At 38.3% G+C, this 25467-nt stretch carries 19 protein-coding genes; 14 read left to right on the top strand and 5 right to left on the bottom strand.

Annotated features, from left to right (window positions below):
- Positions 1–72: 72 nt before the first annotated feature.
- The 4 genes from topA to NZD88_RS11650 form a co-directional block, all read right to left on the bottom strand.
- Positions 73–2631, bottom strand: coding sequence for a type I DNA topoisomerase (topA, locus tag NZD88_RS11635; protein ID WP_259829293.1), 2559 nt, complete (start codon positions 2629–2631; stop codon positions 73–75).
- A gap of 275 nt (positions 2632–2906) precedes the next feature.
- Complete coding sequence (locus NZD88_RS11640; RefSeq protein WP_259829294.1) at positions 2907–6278, bottom strand: T9SS type A sorting domain-containing protein; 3372 nt, start codon at positions 6276–6278, stop codon at positions 2907–2909.
- A gap of 370 nt (positions 6279–6648) precedes the next feature.
- Positions 6649–7788, bottom strand: coding sequence for an EpsG family protein (locus NZD88_RS11645; RefSeq protein WP_259829295.1), 1140 nt, complete (start codon positions 7786–7788; stop codon positions 6649–6651).
- Positions 7785–8795, bottom strand: a complete 1011-nt coding sequence (locus tag NZD88_RS11650; protein ID WP_259829296.1) for a hypothetical protein — start codon at positions 8793–8795, stop codon at positions 7785–7787. The genes NZD88_RS11645 and NZD88_RS11650 overlap by 4 nt, the downstream gene beginning before the upstream one ends.
- 196 nt (positions 8796–8991) lie before the next feature.
- On the opposite strand from NZD88_RS11650, the gene NZD88_RS11655 reads away from it, so the two are divergent.
- The 6 genes from NZD88_RS11655 to NZD88_RS11680 all read left to right on the top strand — a co-directional run bounded on the left by NZD88_RS11655 (position 8992) and on the right by NZD88_RS11680 (position 16208).
- On the top strand, positions 8992–12645 hold the full coding sequence (locus NZD88_RS11655) for an MMPL family transporter (protein ID WP_259829297.1): 3654 nt from the start codon (positions 8992–8994) through the stop codon (positions 12643–12645).
- A 43-nt stretch (positions 12646–12688) separates the two neighbouring features.
- Positions 12689–13603: a dialkylrecorsinol condensing enzyme DarA gene (locus NZD88_RS11660; RefSeq protein ID WP_259829298.1), complete on the top strand. Its 915-nt coding sequence runs from the start codon at positions 12689–12691 to the stop codon at positions 13601–13603.
- 1 nt (position 13604) lies between these two features.
- Positions 13605–14744 (top strand): dialkylresorcinol biosynthesis protein DarB, encoded by a 1140-nt coding sequence (gene darB, locus NZD88_RS11665; protein ID WP_259829299.1) that lies wholly within the window; start codon positions 13605–13607, stop codon positions 14742–14744.
- On the top strand, positions 14744–15175 hold the full coding sequence (locus NZD88_RS11670; protein WP_259829300.1) for a hotdog family protein: 432 nt from the start codon (positions 14744–14746) through the stop codon (positions 15173–15175). The genes darB and NZD88_RS11670 overlap by 1 nt, the downstream gene beginning before the upstream one ends.
- 5 nt (positions 15176–15180) lie before the next feature.
- The gene (locus NZD88_RS11675; protein ID WP_259829301.1) at positions 15181–15624 is read left to right on the top strand and encodes a hotdog family protein; all 444 of its coding nucleotides are present in this window, start codon (positions 15181–15183) and stop codon (positions 15622–15624) included.
- A gap of 314 nt (positions 15625–15938) precedes the next feature.
- Positions 15939–16208, top strand: coding sequence for a hypothetical protein (locus NZD88_RS11680; RefSeq protein WP_259829302.1), 270 nt, complete (start codon positions 15939–15941; stop codon positions 16206–16208).
- Between the two features lie 84 nt (positions 16209–16292).
- Here the strand turns inward: NZD88_RS11680 and NZD88_RS11685 are convergent, their stop codons facing one another.
- Positions 16293–19205, bottom strand: a complete 2913-nt coding sequence (locus NZD88_RS11685; protein WP_259829303.1) for a M16 family metallopeptidase — start codon at positions 19203–19205, stop codon at positions 16293–16295.
- A 264-nt stretch (positions 19206–19469) separates the two neighbouring features.
- Between NZD88_RS11685 and DarG the strand changes: the two genes are divergently transcribed.
- From DarG to NZD88_RS11725, 8 genes are all read left to right on the top strand, one after another.
- Entirely contained in the window at positions 19470–19874 is a 405-nt protein-coding gene (DarG, locus tag NZD88_RS11690) for a flexirubin biosynthesis protein DarG (RefSeq protein WP_259829304.1), read from the top strand.
- 65 nt (positions 19875–19939) lie between these two features.
- Positions 19940–20935: a BtrH-related acyltransferase DarH gene (darH, locus tag NZD88_RS11695; protein WP_169234057.1), complete on the top strand. Its 996-nt coding sequence runs from the start codon at positions 19940–19942 to the stop codon at positions 20933–20935.
- A gap of 1 nt (position 20936) precedes the next feature.
- Positions 20937–21695: an ABC transporter ATP-binding protein gene (locus NZD88_RS11700; protein ID WP_259829305.1), complete on the top strand. Its 759-nt coding sequence runs from the start codon at positions 20937–20939 to the stop codon at positions 21693–21695.
- Positions 21682–22950, top strand: coding sequence for an ABC transporter permease (locus tag NZD88_RS11705; RefSeq protein WP_169234059.1), 1269 nt, complete (start codon positions 21682–21684; stop codon positions 22948–22950). The genes NZD88_RS11700 and NZD88_RS11705 overlap by 14 nt, the downstream gene beginning before the upstream one ends.
- Positions 22940–23365 (top strand): acyl-CoA thioesterase, encoded by a 426-nt coding sequence (locus NZD88_RS11710; protein ID WP_169234060.1) that lies wholly within the window; start codon positions 22940–22942, stop codon positions 23363–23365. The genes NZD88_RS11705 and NZD88_RS11710 overlap by 11 nt, the downstream gene beginning before the upstream one ends.
- Entirely contained in the window at positions 23365–24498 is a 1134-nt protein-coding gene (locus NZD88_RS11715) for a beta-ketoacyl synthase N-terminal-like domain-containing protein (protein WP_259829306.1), read from the top strand. The genes NZD88_RS11710 and NZD88_RS11715 overlap by 1 nt, the downstream gene beginning before the upstream one ends.
- Before the next feature lie 7 nt (positions 24499–24505).
- Entirely contained in the window at positions 24506–25048 is a 543-nt protein-coding gene (locus tag NZD88_RS11720) for a 3-oxoacyl-ACP synthase (protein ID WP_259829307.1), read from the top strand.
- Between the two features lie 85 nt (positions 25049–25133).
- Positions 25134–25391, top strand: a complete 258-nt coding sequence (locus NZD88_RS11725; RefSeq protein WP_034727005.1) for a phosphopantetheine-binding protein — start codon at positions 25134–25136, stop codon at positions 25389–25391.
- Positions 25392–25467 lie beyond the last annotated feature (76 nt).

Here is a 25467-nt window from a genome sequence, read left to right on the forward strand (position 1 = left end):
GCCGTGGCATTTTTGTTCATAAAAAAAGCCGTCAACACATATTGTTAACGGCTTTGTATATTTATTTTAAGATTACTTCTTTTTGGCTGCTGGCTTTTTCACAGCAGTTGTTTTCTTCGCTGCCGGTTTCTTTGCGGCTGGCTTCTTTTTCTCTACAAAAGCATTTTTGTCCTGATCTGTGATCCATTTTTTCACCTCATCCAAAGACACATCTTTCAGCTCTTCAGCCTCATATTTTGTATCATCTTTTTTCTTCGGGATCTTGAACATTGCTTTTCCGAATTTCACGAAAGGACCCCATCTCCCATTTTCGATAGAGATCTTTTCTTTTTCCCATTGCTGAATGTATCGGTTGGCTTCTTTTTCTAGCTTGGCATCAATGAGTTCGTTGATGTCGCTTTGTGAAAGGCTCTCAAAATTATATTTTTTCGGAACATTGATAAACAAGTCCTTGTATTTGATAAACGGTCCGAATCTTCCGGTTCCTTTGGTTACCGGATCTCCTTTGTAAGTAGCAATAGGTGCATCCGCTTTTTTCTTTTCGTTGATGATCTCTTCTGCACGCGCCTGGCTCACAGCAAGAGGATCTTCTCCTTTTGGAATGCTGATAAATGTTTCACCCCACTTTACATAAGGGCCAAATCTTCCCACGCCTACAGAAACCCCCTGTCCTTCAAATTCATCAAGTTCAAACGGAAGTTTGAAAAGCTCCAGTGCTTCAGCTAAGGAAATGGTTGCAATATTCTGTCCGGTCATCAATGAAGCGAAAATAGGTTTTTCTTCATCTTCAGTTTCACCAATCTGAATCATCGCTCCGAATCTTCCGATTCTTGCGTGAACATTTTTACCAGTTTTAGGATCTACTCCAAGAAGTCTGTCACCATTCGCCCGATCAGCATTTTCTTCTACATCTTCAATTCTCGGGTGGAATTTTGAGTAAAAATTGGTCATCATCTCCTTCCATTTCTGATCTCCGTTGGCAATTTCGTCAAAACTTTCTTCTACTCTTGCGGTAAATCCGTAGTCCAGAATTTCCTTGAAATTATCCGTTAAGAAGTCATTCACTACCTCACCAATATCCGTAGGGACAAATTTATTTTTGTCGCCCCCGAATTTTTCTTCAAGAACTTCTTTTTTGATTTTATCTTTTATCAGAGACATTTTAACCACTTCACGGGTGTGAGGATCGATCTCTCTTTTGTCTACATATTCTCTGTTTTGGATGGTCTGGATGGTCGGTGCATAGGTAGATGGACGTCCAATTCCTAGTTCTTCCAGTTTTTTCACCAGTCCAGCTTCCGTATATCTCGCGCTTGGTCTTGTGAATTTTTCTGAAGCTATAATCTTTTTATAACTTAAAATTTCACCTACACTTACTTTAGGTAAAAGCTTTTCGTTGTTTTCTTCATCATCGTCCTCTGTCTTTACAATCCCGTAAGCTTTTAGGAAACCATCAAAAATGATCACCTCTCCCTGCGCTTCAAAATGCTGGGGCAACGATGCATTTCCTATTTCAATGACCGTCTTCTCAATTTTGGCATTAGCCATCTGTGAAGCCAGTGTTCTTTTATATATTAATTGGTATAATCTGTTTAATTGAACATCACTGATACTTTTCACAGCAAAATCAGTGGGACGAATTGCTTCGTGGGCTTCCTGTGCGGAAGCAGATTTTGTTGTGTAGTTTCTTGGTGAAGAATATTCAGATCCGTACTCTGAAGTGATCTGTTTTTTCGCTCCTTCGATAGCTTCCTGAGAAAGGTTTACAGAGTCAGTTCTCATATAGGTAATGTACCCTTCTTCGTACAATCTCTGTGCAAGACGCATCGTATTGGTTACATTATACCCCAATCTTGAAGAAGCCTCCTGCTGCAGCGTGGATGTAGTAAATGGTGCAGATGCAGAACGTATTCCCGGTCTTGTTTCAACATTCAGAACTTTGAATTCTGTAGTCTTTGCTTTTTCAAGGAATTTTTCTGCGTCTTCTTCTTTTTCGAAGTCTTTTTTTAGTTTAGCAGAAATTTCCTGCTCGGTTTTATTTAAGAAGATTCCATCCAGTTTAAAACTTGCTTTTGGAACAAACTCACGGATTTCTTTTTCTCTTTCTACAATTAATCTTACAGCTACAGACTGTACTCTTCCTGCGGAAAGACCCGGTTTAATTTTTTTCCAAAGAACCGGAGACATTTCAAAACCTACAATTCTGTCCAGAACTCTTCTCGCCTGTTGAGCATTTACCAGATTCTGATCAATATCTCTTGGGTTTTCAATGGCTTTTAGAATGGCATTTTTAGTAATCTCGTGGAAAACAATTCTTTTTCTGTTTTCAGGCTTTAATTTTAATTCGTCCGCAAGGTGCCATGCAATAGCCTCTCCTTCGCGGTCCTCATCGGAAGCCAGCCATACCATCTCAGCTTTCTTTACGGCAGCCTTTAATTCTGCTACCAGTTTCTTTTTATCAGCCGAAACTTCGTAATCAGGACTGAATGTGGCAAGGTCTATTCCCATTCCTTTTTTTGGAAGATCACGGATGTGTCCGAAACTTGATTTCACTTCGAAATCCTTCCCTAAATATTTCTGAATAGTTTTTGCTTTTGCCGGGGACTCTACGATTACTAAATTTTTCGACATTCTAAAAAAATTTTTTGCAAAAGTAAAGCTTTTTTATTATATACTTTTTGTTAAAACAGTTTAATTTAATATTTAGATACGTTTAACATGCGCTTCCAAGGGCTTTTTTAGGCATATCAAGTCCTTTAGAGCGTACAGTTTAGGGCAAAATTCAGCTTCAATAAAATAGATAATATAGAATTTTTCATCAATGCTGATAGATGCAAAGTATATGGAAGACATAAAAAAGCAGAACAGGAAACCCTATTCTGCTCTGCTACTGCATTTTTAAAGCTTTACTGTTTGATTATTTTTACCATCTTTTCAGAATTATTAATTCTTACTAAATATATTCCTGAAGGAAGAACAGATACATCTGTTTTTCCATTTTCGAACTGTCCTGACCTTACCAACTGACCGGACATATTATAGATCTGATAGTAATAGCCTCTTTCTTGCGATGCACTGATATAAAGAACATCCTTTACCGGATTCGGGAATAAAGAAATCTTGTTTTCATTTACTTTTTCTTTTACCTCAGCATTGTTCAGCACGTCAGCCTGCTTACCGGAAGCCATGACTGCGACCTGCAGTTTGGGAATAGGACCTGCCTCATTTCCGTCAGTATCATACTTCACCCTCACGCATCGGCAACTCGTCCCGAAATATGGATCATTATTATCATTAAAGGCAATAAAGCGGTTGGCTGTAGAGGCTGCATCAAATAAAACATTGACTGATCTTCCCAGATAGTTGGCTGCCAGAGCTCCCGTCCAAACCCCAGGGTATTGGAAATTAACGGTATTAAAGGTTCCCTGCGAAGATTGATTCGCAAGAACACTTCTAAAGCCACGTGTTCCTGAATCCGGAAAATTCCCTACCACATATGATGCCCCCACAAACATATAGCCTATGGTAGAAGTTGTGGACGGATTTCTCACTCTAATCCCTGAATAGTCTGTCATGACATTATAAAAAGTGCCTATTTTTTTGTCTTTTTTATACCATGGAGACTGTCCAAAATCCTGATTAGAAACCAATGCCGCACTTGTAATATCAGGGATTCTCCAACCTTCCGGACATGGATCAAAAGGAGATTTCTTTCCCCCTCTACCCCATCGGTCTGCAGCAAGATTCGGTTCATCAGCCAGCCAGTCTGTTCCGTTGGTATAATTGGGTATTGTACTGTTATAGGGAGCAAAAGAACTTGGGATCATATATACCAGAGGGTTCTTTACTGAATAGGACAGTGCTTTGGCTATTTTTTCTGCCGGTCTGTCCGTAGTCTGCACATTTGAAACGGCAGCATAGGCATTGTAAGGGATAATATAATTTCCTTGCATATTATTATACATAGCAGCTGTAAGGGTAGTATAAGCCACTGCCCCATTATCTGATGCTGCCCCTAAAAATATATTGAACGCAGCTTTATTATCCGCATTTTGAAAGGTAGGAATTGGGTCTTTTCTTCCCCACTGATAATGCATTCCTGTAGAGGCTCTGATTTTTGCAAGCTCTGCAGTGGTGGGCGTAAGCCCATTCGCAACCATCGGGAAAGCATCTACTGCCCCCAGATTCCTATCCATGAATTCTGTTTGAAGCACAACATCTGCCTTAGTTACGTAGTTCACATAGTTCACAGCCTCAGCAACCGGAGCTTCCGTTGTATAATTAAAAGATCCGAGAGAAGAATCTGTGATCCAGATATGCCAGCTCCAGTATACCGGAGAAGAAATATTCCCGTTGTGTAATGTTACTACCGCATTCCCGCTCTGGTTCGGGTTGATTAAAACTGAAATCCTGGATTCATTGATCCCCTGAAGTGAAGAAGGAGAAGGATTAATGACTGAAATCCTGTTGACCAGAGCCGTATTGGTGGTCCAAAGCACATTTGCCTTTAAATTACTAAAACTGGATGGATTCAGTATTTCCGGGTTATTCAAAAGCTGACTCTGCACTGAGAAAGCTTTACTTACAGGAATTTCTATAGTATATGGCTGGGTATTTTTAACGAACTGATAGGTATTGGGGTTATTCAATCCCTCTATGTATTCTGAAGCAGAAGGGAGGTATTCAGAAGGAAAATCATAACGGTCTACGATATAAAGCGGATCTTTGATACATCGGCAACCATTCGCTTCGGAAGTATACATTCCCGACATTGGCATATAGAAATACCTCCCTTTAATATTAGGATAATTAGGATCCGGAATATCCGGTTGTCCTTTATCAGGGAGCATAAAAAGCCCCCTGGTGATTACTGCCGGAGATGCATCAAAGTGCCTGGCCATTGTTGCTGTCCACAAAGCAGTATGGTGCTGATCGGTATACTGTCCTACGTGGGCATTCCTGATGAGCTGTCCTGTTCCGGGGAAAATCCCCATATTACTTCCGCCAACATTCGAGAGATCAAAACCAAGGTTAGGATAAACCCGAAATCCTGTCATAAATGCAGGAACACCATTATCTGTAGGTTTTATGATGTGGTATTTATTTGTTTCAAAAACATTTTTAGACATATTCGTTCGAACTCCGAAAGGGGAAAAATCTATCCTGATATCATCGATGTAAGATTGAGATGCTAAATTCGCGACAAGCATTGAAGGCATCCTCCACCCGTTCGGACATGGATCGTAGGGAGATTTATCCCTGTAAGGTTGTGCACTGCTATCGTTATTATATCCTGTTGTGATCATCCCTTGGGAATTATCTGACCAAAGATTAAGCTCTGAAAGCCTACTATCGGGAATTCCGGCATACCGTCCGAACCAATTGACCGGAAGGTTCACGTTGTTATTATAATATGCCTGCCCGCTGTTGTCGTCTTTATTTACATAGATGAGGCTTAACGGGTTTTTCACGGAAATCCTGATATTATTGGCAACCTCCGCGCTGGCAAGCGGAACCAATTTTGTAAGGTTATCAATACTCACGGCTCCGTCAAAATTTTTCGCACCTCTGTGCCTTACCCTTCCTATAGAACCGGACACCTCATAGAAATCATTCCCTCTTGTTACCAAAGGCGGAATCGGGTCTTTTCTACCCCACTGATAGAGCAGTCCATTGTTTCTGTTCCAGTCTGAAGAAGTGATAGATTCGCTCAAAGCTCCTAAATTACGATCCATCCATTTCCAGTCGGAATCAGGAATTTGCTCGACCGTTCCGTCTGATTTCATTCTTGTAATATTGGTAAAGCTTTTATAAGCAGACCCATTGGTAGGATCGTCTGTTACCCAGATATGCCAACTCCAGAAGATTTCTCCGTCGACCCTCAGGGCAATAACGGCATTTCCTTTTTTTGTTTTGTTGATGGGAACTTTTATTTTAGCATCCTGATCAGAGTCCAGCATCTCCAGCGAGTATCCGGGTCCTGATTTAATCAATCCATGAGTGTCTTCCCACAATACATCCGCAGTCACCTTCCCTGAAGGGATTCCGCCGGCTTTTATGTATTTATCATCTTTCCACATAACATAGCCCTTTTTTACAGGAATCAGGAGACCTTCACTACTTTGGTCGGGGTCAAAAATATAGCTGTTGGGGGCTTTTGTCCAGTCCTGGACTGCTTCTACTCTACTACCGGGTCTATGTAATGTATCACCCGTAAACACTGATCTCTCCGTATATCTGTACGAAGGAGGAATTTCATTTAATTCCCTGCTATTCATAGAATAGGTACAAATCGACACTAAGCAAAAAATTGCCGCAAAATTTTTAACTAAATTTTTCATATCCTTGAACTTGTGTGCCATTCAGGAAATACAACTTTTAAGCCTTTACCAATAATAAGTCATTAATAATGTAAATAAAATTTTAATATTTAAATTACATCATTAATAATATATCATTATTGAATTATCAATACAAAAACGGCACAACTCATTTTATAGCAAGCAAAAGTAAATATTTCAGTTGATATATCCGATGGGCAAATTCAGGTTGAATAAATCGTAACAATACAATCTGTATAGAGAAAGGAAACTACAAAAAAGACAGCTTCAGAGCTGTCTTTTACATGATATGATCAATGGGTAAGTTCTATGGAAGAATATGATTTTTATAAAGTTCGAGCGTAAATCTTCCAATTTTAATGTTATTAAAGAATCCAAAAACAACAAAGTTGAAAATAAACAGAGCAATGATAAACGCATAAATCATCTTTTTAACCCCTCCAGAAACAACATACATTGCGTTGGGAATGATGATATAGGAAAACCCGATAAACGTTCCTGCCAGCCTGGATGAAAAGATGGGATTGTTTCTGAAAATAAAATAAAAACAGATTCCGATGACTGCATAGTTCCTGTGGTATTCATAATAAGGATAAAGCTCCTTCATTTTGGTATCGAAGACAAATAGGAAGAATGTTAAAATAGCCATCATCGCCTCGGGAATGCCAAAACCACCATTCAGCCTTTGTATAGACTCGTCCATATACCCGTTAAAGCCTTCTACCAGCATGTTATCCGATGCCATATTGGTAAGGAAATCTCCAAAAACCCGGTACACTTCAAACGGAGACAGGAAGATAGAAGTAATGATCAGCAGGAGCATTACTGTCTTATTTAATGGTACCCTTGCAACCCAGTACATCGGAAGGAACAGGTAGCATACACTGTGAATCCCCGAACCCAGAAATATAAAGAACAGGTAATGCCAAAACTTCCGCTCTTTAATATACCGTATGGCAAAGTAGACAATGAAAGTCCCCAAATTCTGCCGGATCTGCCCGCTTTCCCCTACAAAAAAGTTAGGAATAAACATAAACAGGGTAAATGTAAAAGGATAAAAAGTATTGTCTTCGGTATACTCTATTTTGAAAATTATTGCAAAAATGGCTATTACCAGGGTAAGAATATAAAAGGGAGCATTAAAGACATTCAGGAGAATCTTATTGATCAAAGTATACAGCCACTCCACATCCAAATGATCAGGACCTTCCAAATGCAGCATCTTCATGAATATACTGTAATAGCTCTTTGTATCTGAGTAAATATAAAGTCCTTTATAACTTCCGTAATCCGGTCCTACATTATCCCGGAAACCAACCAGTATAATGAGATAGACTCCTAAAAACCAAAACCATTTTTTTTCTACCTTCCGCCCAAAAACTTCCTGAACACTAAAGAATAGTATATAGGCAATGGCCACTAAAAAATATGGATGTAGTAAACTCATGCTGATTCAAGGGGGTTTTTAAACTTGTGATACACTATAATCATTCCTGTAAGAATCAGTGGCAGGAAAAGCCTGACTTCCCAAAAAAGCCCTACCAGAGTGATCATAAGAAGATATGGTGCCGAAAAGAAAAGATATCTTTGAAAAACGGCTCTGTTTTCTTTGCCACTACATAGCTTATAGATGAAATAGAGCACAATAACGGCAAAAATAAGTCCAGCAAGATTAAAAGGACTTGTAAAATTCCTGTCGATATAAAACCCTTCCACAAAAGTTGTCTGCTCCTGCTTAAGGATAATTCTGAGACCAAGATAAGGTACAAGAAAGGCTATAACCAAAGGAATAATTTTCAAGATGGCTTTATAGTTTCCTTCCTTTAAATCTTTTATTCTAAAAAAAACCGCTGCAAAAAAAGCAATATTAAGACAGGCTGTCTCTCTTACAAACGTAGAAAATATGGTAAGAACTACAAGAATACCAAAAAAAAGATTATTCTCTGTGTCAAGATATTTTAAAATCAGAAAAACACCTGTCAGGTAGCAGCACAAAGCAATGGTATCACAGTTGGTAGGCGCATACTGTGTAATGACAATAAAGAAAACCGACAAAAGGTGAATAATTCTCCTTGTATTGGTATTCTGAAGAAAGTCTACCGATTTCAGTTTAAATATCGTATTCAAAACAATGGAACATAGAACAAAAAACACACTGTTCATCAGAAAAAGTCCGTGATAAAAGGGAGTTCCATTTTTCGAAAGGAAATTTTTAAAAAAAGAAAGAGGCCCATCAATCAGGCTGTACATGAGGTCTGTCATGTGTACACTCATAAAATTCGGAATTACCCTATAGGCATATACCGAAGAGAATAGAAAATCTGGTGTTTTTTCCGATGTTTTCAATCTGGTATAGGAAGACTCAAATCCATAATAGGACATGGCAAATAGCAGAAGCGGAAGTACTATTACAAATAGAAATCCGTTTATTTTTTCATCATTTTTTTTCAACATATCTAAAAACAGATTCTTATTTATTTAATAATAATATTAGTTTAAAATATATTTTTTGAGAGGGAACTTTTGCAAAAGTAGATTATTTTTTTATTCTGCCTAGAATATTTTGTTGATTTTCAGACAAAACTTATAGCCGAAATGTTTTGAACTAAAACTGAAAAAATTAAATTTGCAGACTTGATCTCACAATGTAATGCATCGTTTTTTTATATTTTTATATTATCTGATTTCTAAAAACAGAATTTTTTCTGCCATTATTGCTTTGGGGATAGCTGGAATATGCGGATTTTTTGCTTCAAAAATTAATTTTGAGGAGGATATTAATCAGATCATCCCTAAAAATGAAAAATCTGATCTTACGGCAAAAGTTCTTAAGCAACTGAATTTTTCGGATAAGATTATTGTGATCATAGAGAACAAATCCCACGAAGATAGTTTTCAGCTTTCTGAAACCGCTGATACTTTTCTGCAGAAAATTGAACCTTTAAAAAAATACATTGGTTCTATTCAGGGAAAGGTAAACGACAATGAAATCTCCGAAACCTTTGATTTTGTAAGCCAAAACCTGCCACTTTTCCTTGATGAAAACGATTATAAGGAAATTGAACGGAAACTTCAGAAAGACAGCATTTCAAAACAGATAGAGAACAATTATGTCTCTCTGGTTTCGCCAACGAGTCTTGTGATGAAAGATTTCATTAAAAAAGATCCGCTGGGAATTACTTATTTAGGAATCAAGAAATTAAATGCTTTAAATATCAGTAAAGACTTCAAACTTGAAGACAGCTATATTGTCACCAAAGACGGGAAAAACCTTCTCCTCTTCATTGAACCGAAAAACAAAAGCAATGACACCAAGGGCAATGAAGCTTTTATCAACCAACTTAACGAGATAAAAGACGGTATCAACAAACAGTTCAAAGGAAAAACAGAGCTCAGCTATTTCGGTTCGCCGGTTATCGCTGTAGCCAATGCACAACAGATCAAAAAAGACATCCAGAATACGGTAATAATCTCCATGACCGTACTGCTGATCCTGTTGATCTATTACTTCAGGAACTTTTTTACACCTATTATTGTATTCCTTCCAACTGTTTTTTCAGTTTTACTAGCCCTGCTGATTCTTTATTTTATCAAAGACAAAATCTCAGCTATTTCCTTAAGTGTGGGTGCTATTCTTATTGGGATCACGATAGATTATGCCCTTCATATTCTTACGCATTATAAGCATAACAATAATATAGAAGAGCTCTACAAGGAGATCACACAGCCGATCGTACTGAGCAGTGCTACCACAGCGGTTTCTTTTCTGTGCCTGGTATTTGTCCGCTCCGAAGCATTGAAGGATCTCGGCCTTTTTGCCGCCATTACTGTTATTTTATCGTCCATTACCGCGCTAATCATTGTTCCCCAGCTTTATAAACCAAAGCAGAAAGAAGACCATCACAGTACCAATTTTATTGATAAGATAGGTTCTTATCCGTATGAGAAAAACAAACCTCTGATCATTGGTTGCTCAGTACTCATCATTGCCTGTCTGTTTGGTTTCAGACACGTGGGTTTCAATGAGGATATCGGGGCACTCAATTTTATTCCGAAAGAATTAAAAATAAGCGAGGCCAAACTGCAGAAGCTTTCTGATATTACGTCAAAATCTATTTACACTATTTCTTATGGGAATTCGGAGGAACAAGCACTGACAAGAAATTCCCGTCTGAGCAGTTTCCTGGAGAAGGAAAAAAAAGAAGGGAAGATCCTTAGCTACAGCTCACTCGGAAATGTTGTCCTTTCTGAAAAAGATCAGAAACACAGGATCGCAGTATGGAATACATTCTGGAGTGCTGATAAAAAAAGCAGAACTGTTTCAGAACTGGTGAACAGCGGAACTCAATTTGGATTCAACAGCAGTGCTTTTGACAGCTTTAATACTATTTTAAGTAAGAATTACACAACATTAAGCCTTAAGGACTACGAGAAGGTAAAAGCATTACAAATCTCCGAGTTCCTGAGCAATGAAAACGGTTTCTATACGGTTTCCAATGTGGTAAAAATAGATGAAAAGAAAAGAGACGCCTTCATAAAAGACGTTGAAAAAAATCACGATGCCCTGGCTATCGACCGTCAGCAGATGAACGAAAACTTTCTGGGGCTGCTGAAAAGAGATTTCAGTACACTAATCAATTATTCCCTTTTAGCTATCGTCCTGACGATCATTGTTTTCTTCAGGAATTTTGAACTTACCGTTCTTACAATGTTTCCTATTGTATTGACAGGAGTTGTAACGGCGGGTATCCTGTATTTCCTGGGACTGGAATTAAATATTTTCAGCACAGTGGTTTGTACACTGGTTTTTGGTGTAGGAGATGATTTCAGTATTTTCCTGACGAAAGCTATGCAGAAGGAACATACAACAGGGAAAAACGAGCTTCCTACCTACAGGACATCTATTATTCTGGCTGTTTTCACAACAATATTGTCTATCGGTTCTTTGATTTTTGCCAAACATCCGGCTTTACATTCACTGGCACTGGTTGCTTTGATCGGAATGTTCTCTGTAATCATCATCACCTCAACATTGTACCCGTTCTGGTTTAGATTGCTGATCACGAACAGGGCAAAGAAGGGACTTTCTCCCATCACTTTCAGACTGTTTTTAAGATGCATCATTTCATTCTTTTACTACGGATTGGGAGGATTGATTTTTTCACTGATCGGAAGTATCTTTATCAAGAGATCAAAAGGGAAAACTTTAGATATCATTAAATTAATTTTAGCTAAATTCTTAACATCCGTGCTGCACCTCAGTCCTTTTGTAAGAAAAAGAGTCATAAAAAACCCTTCGGAAGATTTCAGTAAACCGGCCGTGATCATCGCCAACCACACTTCTTTTCTGGACACGCTGGCTATTGCTATGGCTACGCATAAAATCATTTATCTGGTGAATGACTGGGTCTACGAATCGCCAGTTTTTGGAAAATTGGTAAAAGCGCTCGGCTTTTATCCTGTTTCGCAGGGAATCGAGAACGGCATGGAAAAACTGAAAGAAAAAATTGATCAGGGATATTCTCTGGTTGTTTTCCCGGAAGCGGAACGTTCGTATACCAACGATGTGAAAAGGTTCCACAAAGGGGCATTTTATCTGGCTAAACAGTTTGGATTGGATATTCTTCCCTTATATATTCACGGGAATTCTGAAGTACTGCCGAAAGGAGACTTCATCATCTACGACGGAAGCATCACGGTAAAAGTAGGTGAGAGGATCAGTAAAGATGATCTGAGTTTTGGAAAAAACTATTCTGAAAGGACGAAAAAGATCAACGCTTATTTCAGAGAAAAGTTTGCTGAATTGAGAAACGAACTGGAGGATGAAAATTATTTCAGGAAAAAATTATTCTTTAGTTATTTATTCAAGGAAAGCGAAGTGGTCAAAGAAGTCAAAGTTGATTTTAATACCAACAAATCCGTTTATTTTGAACTAAACAAGCATATTCCAAGAGATGCCTCTATCCTGCATATAGCTGATGATTTCGGACAGAAAGATGTATTGCTGACACTTTACCAAGCGGAAAGAAGGATTTTCTCACTCATTAAGAATGAAGAAAGGAGGCAGACAGCTATGCAGACTTATCTGGTTAAGAGAAGAAAACTGCATTACATTAAAGAACTTTCAGAAATTAATAAGAATATTGATATACTTCTGGTTTCGGATCAAAGCTTTACCATCAACACACTGGAGAAATTACCCGAAACTATAATTTTCCTGAATACCACACATTCAGCACCAGGCAATTCAGATTATTATGAAGAATTTAATTCAAAGGGAATAAAAATATTCAAAAAACACTAAATAAATATGAAAAGCATATTTTTGTAACCGCTAAAGAATATTAATGAAAAAAAACATACTCGTTATCTACTATTCACAGACCGGCCAGCTGGAAGATATTGTGAAGAATATGGCTCAACCTTTTGAAGCCAAAAAGGATGAATATGACGTTACCTATTATAATATTCAGCTGAAAGAAGACTTTCCTTTCCCGTGGCCCGGTGATGTTTTCTTCAATACTTTTCCTGAATCTTATCTTCAGATCCCTAAAGAGATTTTTCCTCCTTCTGAAGAGATTCTGAGCAAAAAGTACGATCTCATCTTATTCGGATATCAGGTATGGTATCTTACACCTTCTATTCCTGTCATCTCTTTTTTGAAGAGTGGTTTTGCCGAAAGAATACTGAAAGATACAGATGTGGTGACTATCTCAGGAACCAGAAATATGTGGATGCTTTCTCAGGAGAAGCTGAAAGTATATTTAAAAGATCTTGGGGCAAAGCTGGTAGGAAATATTGCTTTAGTAGACAGACATGACAATTATACAAGTGTACTCACCATCTTACGCTGGCTTACTACCGGGCAAAAGGAAAAATCAGGAATGCTTCCTGCTGCCGGGGTTTCGGATGAAGAAATTTCAGGATCCGTAAAGTATGGTCATATTATCGAGAAGCATTTCAGCAACGGAAATCTGTCTGGCCTTCAGCCTGAACTGGTACAGAACGGAGCCGTAGAGATCCGTCCTTTTTTGGTAAGGGTAGAAAAAGTAGGCAACAAGATCTTCACGATATGGTCTAATCTCATTATCAAGAAAAAAGAGAAACGTCCATTGCTGATAAAATTCTTTAAGGTATATTTGATGGCCGCGATATGGATTATCTCACCTGTCGTCTTAGTTTTACACCTACTGACAACCCCCATATTTTGGTTTAAAAGACAAAAACAAAAAACATATTTACAAGGAATTAATTTAAAATAGAATGTACGACGTATTTATAACAAAAGCATCAACATATTTACCTAATAACCCGGTATCAAATGATGAAATGGAGACTTATCTTGGTCTGATAAATGACGCTCCTTCTAAAGCAAAATCATTGATTTTAAGAAATAACAAGATCACAACAAGATATTATGCTTTGGACAAAGAAGGAAATCCTACTCACACCAATGCACAGCTTACCGCAAAAGCGGTAGAAGGACTATTCGATGAAAACTTCAAAAAAGAAGATATGAAACTGTTGTCTGTAGGAACTACTTCCCCGGATCAGATGCAGCCTTCACACGCTTCTATGGTTCATGGCGAACTGAATATCGGAAGATCTATTGAAATTAATACCGCTACAGGTCTCTGCAACTCCGGAATGAATGCCCTGAACTACGGATTCCTTTCCGTAAAGGCGGGGGTACATGACAACGCTATTTGTGCGGGATCAGAGAGAATGTCTGCATGGATGACGGCAGATAAATTCAACCATGAAGCTGAAAACTTAAAAGCATTGGAAGAAAGACCTATCGTTGCCTTCAAGAGAGAATTCCTGAGATGGATGCTTTCTGACGGTGCAGGTTCGTTCCTTCTTCAAAATAAGCCAAGAGAAAATGGAATTTCTTTAAAAATAGATTTCATCGATTTTTATTCTTACGCTCACGAGATCGAAGCATGTATGTATGCAGGATGCGACAAGCTGGAAGACGGAAGCCTGAAATCATGGGCAGATTATCCTTCTGATGAATGGCTGAAAGAGTCTATTTTTGCAATAAAACAAGATACCAAAATCCTGGACAAATACATCCTCGTAAAAGGTGCTGAAAGTTTAAGATCCTCTTTTGACAAACATAATCTGGATCCTGAAAAGATAGACCATGTTCTGGCTCATATTTCTTCAGGCTACTTTAAAGATGGCTTAAGAGAAGAATTTGCTAAAAAAGGAATGGATTTCCCTGCAGAGAAATGGTTCTACAACCTTTCTGAAGTAGGAAACATTGGTGCTGGCTCTATTTTTATCGCATTGGAAGAACTAATGAATTCAGGAAAGCTGAAAAAAGGAGAGCAAGTATTGCTTTGTGTTCCTGAAAGTGGAAGATTTGCATACTCTTGTGCCTTATTAACGGTTTGCTAATGGAGCACAAACTACCGACATCCGACAAAGATTTTGTAGGAAGCCTTATTCCACAGCGTTCTCCATTTGTCATGGTTCATGAACTGATGGAATACGCTGATGAACATCTTGTGTCCGGATTTGAAATCAAAGAAGACAACATTTTTATTCAGGACGGAACTTTTCAGGCTTCGGGACTTATTGAGCACCAGGCACAGAGTGTCGCCTTACATACGGGATACAAGTACTATCTTTTAGGAAAAGATGCTCCTACAGGATATATAGGTGCTATTAAATCTTTTGAGGCAGAAATGCTTCCAAAAACAGGAGACCGTCTGATATCAGAAGTAACGATTCTGAATGAAGTAATGGGGGTAACACTGGTAGACATCGTGACTAAACTGAATGATGTGATTATTGCAAAATCTCAAATGAAAACTGCTGTAAAATAAATGTAATGGAAATCAAGGAAGACCACCTCATCAATATACACAACTTTCTGCCGCACCGCGAACCGATGCTGATGGCAGATTACATCCTGGAATTGACCAAAGAAAAAGTTGTGACTTCCTTTGAAATAAAGGACGATAATATCTTTGTCCACAATGGTGAATTTGTAGAAGCAGGCCTGATCGAAAATCTGGCTCAAACCTGTTCATCCATTCACGGACAGAGCTTCTTTGAAAATCCCGAAGCAGATACCAAAGTAATAGGCTTTATTACCAACATCAAAAAGATCGAATTGTTTGCACTTCCAAAGACAGGCGATAAGATCATTTCAAAAGCCTCAATGATCTCTCAATATGAAAACATCTGTCATATCTTTTGTGAGACATTCAATAATGATGAATTGCTGATCAGAGCAGAGATCAATCTGTTTATTCAGGAAGTGAAATCTTAAAAATCATTTATTCAAAATAATGAAGCCAACCTCAATAAAGGTTGGTTTTTTCTTTGATAGGTATTAAAGAAGGAAGCTGGAGGCTGGGAGAGGGAGGTTTCTCGAGGTGAAAAATTGAAACAGGACGGTTTTATTTTCCTTTTAAAACTGCTTCATCAAATGGTATTATAAACTGCCAGATATTGAAAGCCTACAGTAACTTCCAGCCTCCATCTTCCTACTTCCATCCAATTTTTTATTCCAAAGTCAGGTTAAGTGTGATCCCAAATATTTTATCCCCTCTATTTTTCTATATATTTGATGAAAATAAAATAATGAGTGTAAAAGTAAGGTTCTATTCAGATAATGTTGAATTCGAGTTTGAAAATTCTGTTGAGTTTCCGGTAGCTCCGCAAATTGGGGATGAAGTAAATCTTCTTTCATTTTTTAAATACCAGACTTCCGAGAGAATAGAATATTACAGCAATATGGAAGATCTTGATCTGTATAATGATGCTCTTGTTTCGCAACGTACCTGGTGCAATGATCTTGAGAAAAAAGAAGTGTACCTGCTGGTTAAGCTGAATTACAGACAAAGGAAATAAAAGCTTTCCCTTCAAAATTAAATGTAGAAAACAAAAAAAGCGGAGCATTACTGCTCCGCTTAAAAGTTTTGGTATCATAAAAGTTTAGTACCCGAAGATCTCTTCAAGAGACACCTCCTGGAACGTTCCCATTTTATTGATGGATTCCATATTCAGATTTTCTTTTTTACCGATGATAGCCGTGTTATATTTTACAGGCTTAACCTCAGTATCGTAGAAACTGGTAAGTTGCGGCAACGTCAATCCCTGAATTTCAGAATAAATATCTTTTCTGATATCGTAATCAACACCCAGCTTTTTCAATGCCAGCTGATTAAAGAAAATATTCGTTCTGTTAATTCTGTTAGAAGCAATCTGCTTTAGCGCAGACCCTCTTGAATTCTCAAACTGTGCAGGAATCTGTGGCAGAGAAGCCATAAGATCATTCATCGCATTAACTGCTAACGGAAGCTTATTAGCCTGAGTTCCGATATAGTTCGTGATATAATTCGCATGTCCTTTTTCTGTAGCATTAGCATAAGAAACATACGCAGAATAAGCCAGTGACTTACTTTCTCTGATCTCCTGGAATACGATAGAAGACAAGCCTCTTCCAAAATACTCGTTGAACACATTAGCTTTTCCGAAGTTGCCTAAATTCACCTCACTTCCTTTGGCTACTTTAGACATTTCCATCTGAACCATGTCATAGTTCGTGAAATATACTTTTCCTTCTGCTGAAGGCTCCTGATATTCTTTAGCTTTTGCAGGCTGAATGCTCGCTGTCACAATATAAGGTTTAACCGCTTTCTCTAACCCTGACTGATCCTGTCCGTAAAGCAATATTTCATACGGAGACTGGTTCAATGCTTTGATCTTCTTAGTAAGTTCTGCAACATTAATGCTTTCAAGACGAGCCTTAGAAACGATATCCGCCATTCTTGAATTTTTGCCGTACTTAGCGTAGTTCGTGAGAGCGTTCATGATTCTTGTCTTATCTTTTTTGGCAGCCTCTCTCGACTCTAAGATCGTTTTCACAGTCTTGCTGTAAGTATCTTTATCTGCTTTTACATTCGTCAGCCAGTGGTTCATCAACTCTACTCCTTTCTTCATATTGGCTTCAAGACCGCTTAATGTAATAAAGATCTGGTCGTTGGATGTTCTGAAGCTGTAAGTGATTCCCAGTTTATAGAATTCCCCTTTAAGTTGCTCAGGAGTATATTTATCCGTTCCAAGGTATTCAAAAAGCGTTACCGCGATTGAAAGTTCCTTATCATTATCCGTTCCGAAAGGGAAAATATAACTGATCTGAGCCACATCATTATACTTGTTCTTTACAAAACTTACCTTCTTATCTTTAATCTGAGAAGTCTGGATCGCAGCTTTATAATCAATAAATTCAGGTTTGATCTCAGATACTTTGGTTCCTAAAATCTCTTTAAGAAAAGGTGATTGAACATCTCTGTTCAGTTTGATTGGTGTAATTCCGGGATTCTGTACACGAACCAACTTATCATTCACTCCTTTTTCTTTGTAGACTACCACATAGTTGTCTTTGAAAAACTCATTCGCAAACTTAACAACATCTGCCTTCGTGATTTTTTCATATTGGTTGATATCATCAAGCTCCTGCTCCCAGCTTATTCCATTGATATAAATGCTGTAAAGATTAGTAGCCAGCCCGTCTGCCGTTTCCCAGGTCTTCATACGCTGCACCTTCTTATCATTCACAATGGCTTTCAGCATCCAATCCGGGAACTGTCCTTTCTTCACTAAATCCAGCTGGTCTAACAACAGCTTTTTAGCATCATCAAAACTCTGCCCGTCTTTCGGAGTCACAGACATTGTAAAAGCACCATAGGTTTTAAAAGCAGATTCGTAAGCTCCTGCACTTAATACCTTTTGGGTCTGATTCATATTAAGATCTATCAGACCTGCATCGCCGCTGTTACTTAAAATTTCAGCAACCACATCTGCCAGTCTTGCATTCTGAGTTCCATTGGAATCTGATCTCCAGGCCATGGTCATTCTCGGTGTGCTCGGACTTTTTACAGTTCTTGTCACAATGCTTTCCATCGGCTGTTCAGACACCATCTTTTTCATCGGCAGCTCCTTGTATTTGAAAGATCCAAAATACTGATCTACCATTTTAATGGTTTTGTCAAAATCCAGGTCTCCTACCAAAACAACAGCCATATTATTCGGCACGTAATACGTATCAAAATATTTATGAATAGCCACCATTGACGGACTCTTTAAATGCTCTGAAGTTCCGATTGTTGTCTGCTGTCCGTTTGGATGTTTTGGGAAAAGCGCTTCCATCATCGCATAATTCACGAGACGACCGTCATTATCCTGAGCTCTGTTATATTCCTCATATACAGCTTCCAATTCTGTGTGGAAAAGACGCAATACCAACTCAGAAAAACGTTCTTTTTCTACTTTCAGCCATTTTTCCAGTTCATTAGCAGGAATATTGTTTTTATACACTGTTTCGTCTAACCATGTATGAGCATTCGTTCCCGTTGCTCCCAGTGATGAAATAGCCTTGTCATATTCATTGGCAATAGCATATTTCGAAGCTTCCTGAGAAACCTCATCTATCTTTTTATAGAGTAATTTTTTCTTTTCAGGATCCTTTTCAGCTTTGTGCTGCTCATAAAGATCAGAGATCTGCTGTAGCAATGCTTTCTCCTTAGCCCAGTCCTGAGTTCCCAAATGAGAAGTTCCTTTGAAAACCATATGTTCCAGGTAATGCGCCAAACCGGTATTGTCACTTGGATCATTATTGGATCCTGTTCTTACCGGAATATAGGTCTGAATTCTCGGAGCATCGTCATTTTTCGCCAGGTACACTTTCAATCCGTTTTTCAGAGTATAAACCCTTACTCCTGCTTGATCATTTTTTACGGTTTCATAGGTATACCCCTGGCTGTCCGTCACCTTCTGAGTATCAAACTTCTGTGCCATTGCATGCAACATGCAAAAAAGCGATACAGAAATAAAAAATTTCTTCATAAGTCTTATTTATTTTAATCCAAATTTCTTAGAATTATATTAGTCTATACTTATCATACACTTGTTACAGCAAATCCATTACAAATGCACGATTAAAATTTTCGGCTCAAAAATTGAATTTATCCTTTAAAAATGCCGATCCCGGTCATTGCTGTTTAATATGATTTACATATAATGTATTTTCACTATTTTAGCCAACTCATTAAAAAGAATTAAAAAGGTGAACCATTTTTCATCTTAAAGTAAAAGAATAATACTGTTTACATGAAAAAACAAGACCTGCCTCAGGACGAAAGCAATCTGAAGTCAGCAAACATGACCGAAGTCTTGTATGTGACGGACGAAAACGACAATTACACGACAGCCAACAGCATCGGCTGGGAAGCTAAAAAAGCAGCCCTGGAAGAATCTCTGGAGCTTATTCATGAAAGAATTGAAGAAGCCAGACAGGGTGTCGCCAATAACACAGTAAGTCCCATTATTTATTTCATGGAACTTAATAAAATGGATTTGGGTGTATTATCTTCCTATGTCGGAATGTGGCAGTGGAGGGTGAAAAGACACACCAAACCAAAAGTATTCAAAACACTAAGCGAAACCGTACTGAAAAAATATGCTGATGCATTCGGAATTTCAGTGGATGAACTAAAGAACTTTGACGGAAAATAATATAGAAATGAAGCATACCTATATGTGTAATTTCATTTCGCCAATGAAAAAGATAAAAGCAGCAAATGAAACTTAACTTTGAACACCATCAGACCGCACATTGCGAAAACGGTGTTGCCTCCAATCTGTTACTCAATAAAGGCTTAAAACTCAGTGAACCAATGATCTTCGGGATCGGTTCCGGATTGTTTTTTGTCTATCTGCCATTTTTGAAAGTCAATTTCGCCCCAGGCTTCAGCTATCGCCCGATGCCCGGTGCTATTTTCAGCAAAGCGGCAAAAAGATTAGGAATTAAAATCAAAAGAGAAAAGTTTTCGAATCCTAAAGAGGCACAGTCTGCTTTAGAAAGAAACTTACAGCAGAATATCCCTACAGGACTTCAGGTGGGCGTTTTTAACCTTACCTATTTCCCTGAAGAATATAAATTCCACTTCAATGCACACAACCTTGTGGTATACGGAAAAGAAGACGGGAAATTCCTGATCAGCGATCCGGTGATGGATTACACCACCTCATTATCTGAAGCCGAGCTGGAAAAGGTAAGATATGCTAAAGGCGCACTTCCGCCAAAAGGACATATGTACTACCCTACTTACATTCCTGAAAATGTAAACATTGAAGAGGCCATTAAAAAAGGAATCAAGGATACCTGCAAAAATATGCTGGCTCCCGTTCCTCTTATCGGCGTAAAAGCCATGAGGTGGGTAGCAAAAAGCATCCCAAAATGGGCTGAAAAGAAAGGAACTAAAGTCACCAACCACTATCTGGGCCAACTGATCAGAATGCAGGAGGAAATTGGTACCGGTGGAGGCGGTTTCAGATTTATTTATGGAGCCTTTCTTCAGGAAGCGGCAGTTATTCTTAAAAATGATGAATTAAAAGAACTATCCAAAGAAATCACCGCAATTGGTGACCTGTGGAGAGATTTTGCCGTGGATATTGCCCGTGTTTACAAAAACAGGAATTCAAAAAGCGATATTTACAACAACCTCTCAAAATCAATGCTTCACATTGCTGATCTGGAAGAAGCTTTCTATAAAAAACTGAGAAAAGCGATCTGATATGGCAGAGAACATGATTGAGATCAAAAATCTATATAAAAAGTACAAAAACTCCGAGGAGTTTTCTGTGAATGATATCTCGCTGAATATTGAGAAAAATGAGATCTATGGTATTCTGGGACCCAACGGTGCCGGAAAAACCACTTTGATTTCTATGCTTTCTGGATTAATCAAACCGACTTCCGGACAGTTTACAATCAATGGTATGTCTCCTCAGAAAGACAGTTTCAAGATCAAAGAGATCATCGGAATCGTGCCTCAGGAATATGCACTCTATCCTACCCTTACAGCTAAAGAAAACTTAATGTTTTATGGAAGTCTGTACGGTTTAAAGCATAAAGAACTGAAAAGAACCATTGATGAATCTTTAGAGATTATGGGACTTTCAAAGTTTGCAGATAAAAAGGTAGAACAATTTTCAGGAGGAATGAAACGCCGCTGCAACCTTATCGCAGGAACCCTTCACAATCCTAAAGTATTGTTTCTGGATGAGCCTACAGTAGGTGTTGATGTTCAGTCTAAAAAAGTAATCATCGATTTCTTACAGGAACTGAATAAAAACGGAACGTGTATCATTTACACCTCCCACCACCTTTCCGAGGCAGAAGAATTCTGTACGAAGATCGCCATTATCGACAGAGGAAGAATCCACGCAGTAGGAACACCGGAAGAACTGGTGTCACAGATTACCAACGCTGAAAATCTGGAAGACGTTTTCATATCATTAACAGGAAAAGAACTAAGAGATGTTGTTGTATAAACTTTGGAGAAGCTTCGTGAAGGAAATCCTTCTTCTGAAGAGAGATATCGGGGGAATAGTCATTATTTTCGTCATGCCGTTGCTGTTAATTGTGACGATCACTTTAATTCAGGATTCTACTTTCAAAAATCTGGAAGGCTCAAAAATCCCGATTATTTTTATTGATAATGATAAGTCTGAGGTCTCAAAAAACATAAAACAGGAACTGGAAACCAGCAAAACATTCCAGCTGCTTACGAATTACACTGAAAAATCAGCACAAGATGCCGTTTTCTCAGGAGATTATCAGATGGCCATCGTTATTCCTGAAAACTTAACGAAAGATTTAAATTCAAATATTGATTCTAAGGTTCAGACGATCGTAAGCTCGTTTGGATTGGAAGGTGATTCTGCAGCTGTGAAAAAAACAGCTCCAAAAGCAAAAGAAATTCATCTGTATTTTGACCCCGCTACGAATGCAGGATTCAAAAATTCTGTGATGAATTCCGTAAATAAAATGGTTTTTGAGATCGAAAACAAAAAGATCTACAAAGCATTTCAGGATCAGCTGGGCACGGAAGAAAACCTCGATGAGAACAAAAACCTCATCAGTTTCAAAGAAATTACCCCAAAAAAAGGTCCGATAGACGTCATGCCGAATTCTGTCCAGCACAACGTTCCGGCATGGACCCTTTTTGCGATCTTCTTTATTGTAGTTCCGCTTTCTATTAATTTGGTTAAAGAAAAAAGCCAGGGTACGAGCGTAAGAGCAAGGATCAGTCCTACACCGTATTTCGTTCATATTTTAGGAAAAACATTCACTTATCTGATCATTTGCATCATCCAGTTTTTACTGATGGTAGCCGTGGGAATCTATCTTTTCCCGTATATGGATCTCCCGGCATTCGATGTTTCGGGAAAAATGTTCCAGCTTATTGTGGTCACCTTATTTTCGGGATTGGCAGCTATTGGATTTGGTGTTTTACTGGGAACTATTGCAGATACTCAGGAACAGTCTGCACCTTTTGGAGCTACTTCAGTAGTCGTTCTGGCGGCTATCGGAGGAATATGGGTTCCTGTATTTCTAATGCCTGAATTTATGCAAACTGTGGCGAAATTTTCCCCAATGAACTGGGGACTGAACGCTTACTACGATATTATTTTAAGAAACAGTGGTATTGGAGGAATTGCTAAAGAACTTGCTTTCCTCTTTGCGTTCTACATTGCGATGGTCGCGATTTCTATTTTTTACGAAAGGAAACAAAATGCAGTCTAAAGAAAATATATTAACCTGTACGGAAGAAGTAAGGGTAAGGTTCAATGAAACAGATCCGCTGGGTATTGTCTGGCACGGACATTATATCGTGTATTTCGAGGACGGAAGAGAAGCTTTCGGAAGAGAGCACGGCCTTACTTATCTTGATATTCAGAGAGAAGGCTACGTTACCCCTATTGTAAAAAGCACCTGTGAACATTTCCTTCCGTTAAAATATGGAGAAACGTTTAGAATTGTAACCACTTTTGTGAATTCAGTGTCTGCAAAACTTATCTATACCTACGAACTGTTCAATCAGGATAACAAACTTGTGTGCAGTGGAGAAACCATCCAGGTTTTCTTAGACAGCAATGGAAGCTTATGCCTTTATAATCCTGAGTTTTTTCAGGCATGGAAAAATAAAATGGGATTATAATGAGAAAAGAAATTTATATTACAGACTACAACTGCGTCACTCCTTTAGGGTTTGATGTTTCTTCTAACTGGAATCATCTGGTGGAAGGAAAATCAGGGGTAGCATTGCATAAAGTGATCGACAATCAGGAAGCTTTTTATGCTTCAATTATTGATACTGAAAAGCTTGACGAAGAATTTAAAAGCAATTTTGACAGCCCAAATTTTACAAGACTGGAAAAAATGTTTCTTCTCAGTCTTAAACCTCTTATTGAAAAGCATGAAATTTCGGAAGAAACGGCTTTCATATTATCTACCACCAAAGGCAATATCAGTTTATTAAAAAACCAGACGGAATTACCTGAAGGGGTTTATTTGTCAAATTTAGCACAGAAGATTGCTGATCATTTTGGTTTTAAAACTAAACCTATTGTCGTTTCCAATGCCTGCGTTTCAGGAGTAATGGCTATTGCCGTTGCCAAAAATATGATTCAGGCCGGAAAATATAAAGACGCTTTCGTGATTGCCGGTGATGAGGTTTCAGAGTTTGTGATCTCAGGATTCAATTCTTTCCAGGCCATTGGAACAGAGCCGTGCAAACCGTACGACAAAAACAGGAACGGAATCAATATCGGTGAAGCTACGGCAGCGGTGTATATTACCTCTGCTCCAAGCGAAAACGAGAAATTTAGGTTTAAAATAGCTGGAGACTCTGCGGTGAATGATGCCAATCATATTTCCGGGCCTTCCAGAACAGGAGACGGGCTGTATGCCAGCATCAAAAATGCAATAACTGAAGCTCATGTAACTTCAGAGCAAATTAATTTTATTTCTGCCCACGGAACAGCCACCATCTATAATGACGAAATGGAAGCGATTGCTTTCAACAGAATGGAGCTTCAACATGCTCCGTTAAACAGCATGAAAGGCTATTACGGCCACTGTCTCGGTGCATCAGGTCTTTTGGAAAGTATTATTTCCATGGAAAGTGCCCGCCACGGAATCCTGATCCCATCTAAAAATTTTGAAGAGATGGGAGTTTCCCAGCCTTTAAACATTATTAAAAAGAACCAGCCGGCATCGGTTCAGTATATTTTAAAAACAGCTTCAGGATTCGGAGGATGCAATGCAGCTATAGTTTTAGAAAAATGTTAAAATGGAAATGATGAAGAAAACTGACAGCTGCACCATAGAACATTCAAAAATAACCGTTAACGGACATCCCGTTTTTGAAAGCCAGACAGAAACATTTCATGACTTTGCGAAAGAAGCTTATAAAAGCCTGGAACTCAATTATCCCAAATTTCACAAGATGGATAATCTGAGTAAGCTTGCTTTTCTCGCTGCTGAAATGATTTTAAAAGAGGAAGACCACAGCAGAACAGCATTGGTTCTTGCCAACAGATCATCCAGTCTGGATACGGATTTTAAATACCAGGAAAGCATCAACTCGGAGGAAAACTACTTCCCGAGTCCGGCCGTATTTGTCTACACCTTACCTAACATCTGTGTAGGCGAGATCAGCATTAAACATAAAATGCAGACGGAGAATGCCTTTTTTGTCCTGGATGAATTTGATGAACAATTTTTAAACGATTATGCAGAGCAGATCCTGATATCCGGAAAAGCAGAAAAAGTTCTCTGCGGCTGGACAGAACTTTATCAGGAAAATTATAAAGCTTTTGTATATTTGCTAACCCTGTAAAAATGTAACAATATAACAGTGTAGCAATGTAACAATCCTAAAATTGGTAAACTGGTACATTGATACATTGGTAAATTAAATAATTATGGAAAACTTAAAAACAGAATTGAAGCACAAAATTATTGAAGTTCTTAACCTTGAAGACGTTTCTGTAGAGGAAATCAAAGATACAGATCCTTTATTCGGAGGCGGATTGGGTCTTGATTCTATTGATGCTCTTGAACTTATTGTTCTTTTGGATAAAGACTACGGAATAAAATTAGCTGATCCTAAAAAAGGAAAGGAAATCTTCCAATCTATCGATACAATGGCTCAGTTCATTGAAGACAACAGAACGAAATAATTCATTCAATCTAGCAATGTATCAATCTACCAGTGTACCAATATTATTACACTGGTAGACTGATACATTATTACAT

The organism is Chryseobacterium pyrolae (assembly GCF_025153485.1).
In the GTDB taxonomy this organism is placed as follows: Bacteria; Bacteroidota; Bacteroidia; order Flavobacteriales; family Weeksellaceae; genus Chryseobacterium; species Chryseobacterium antibioticum.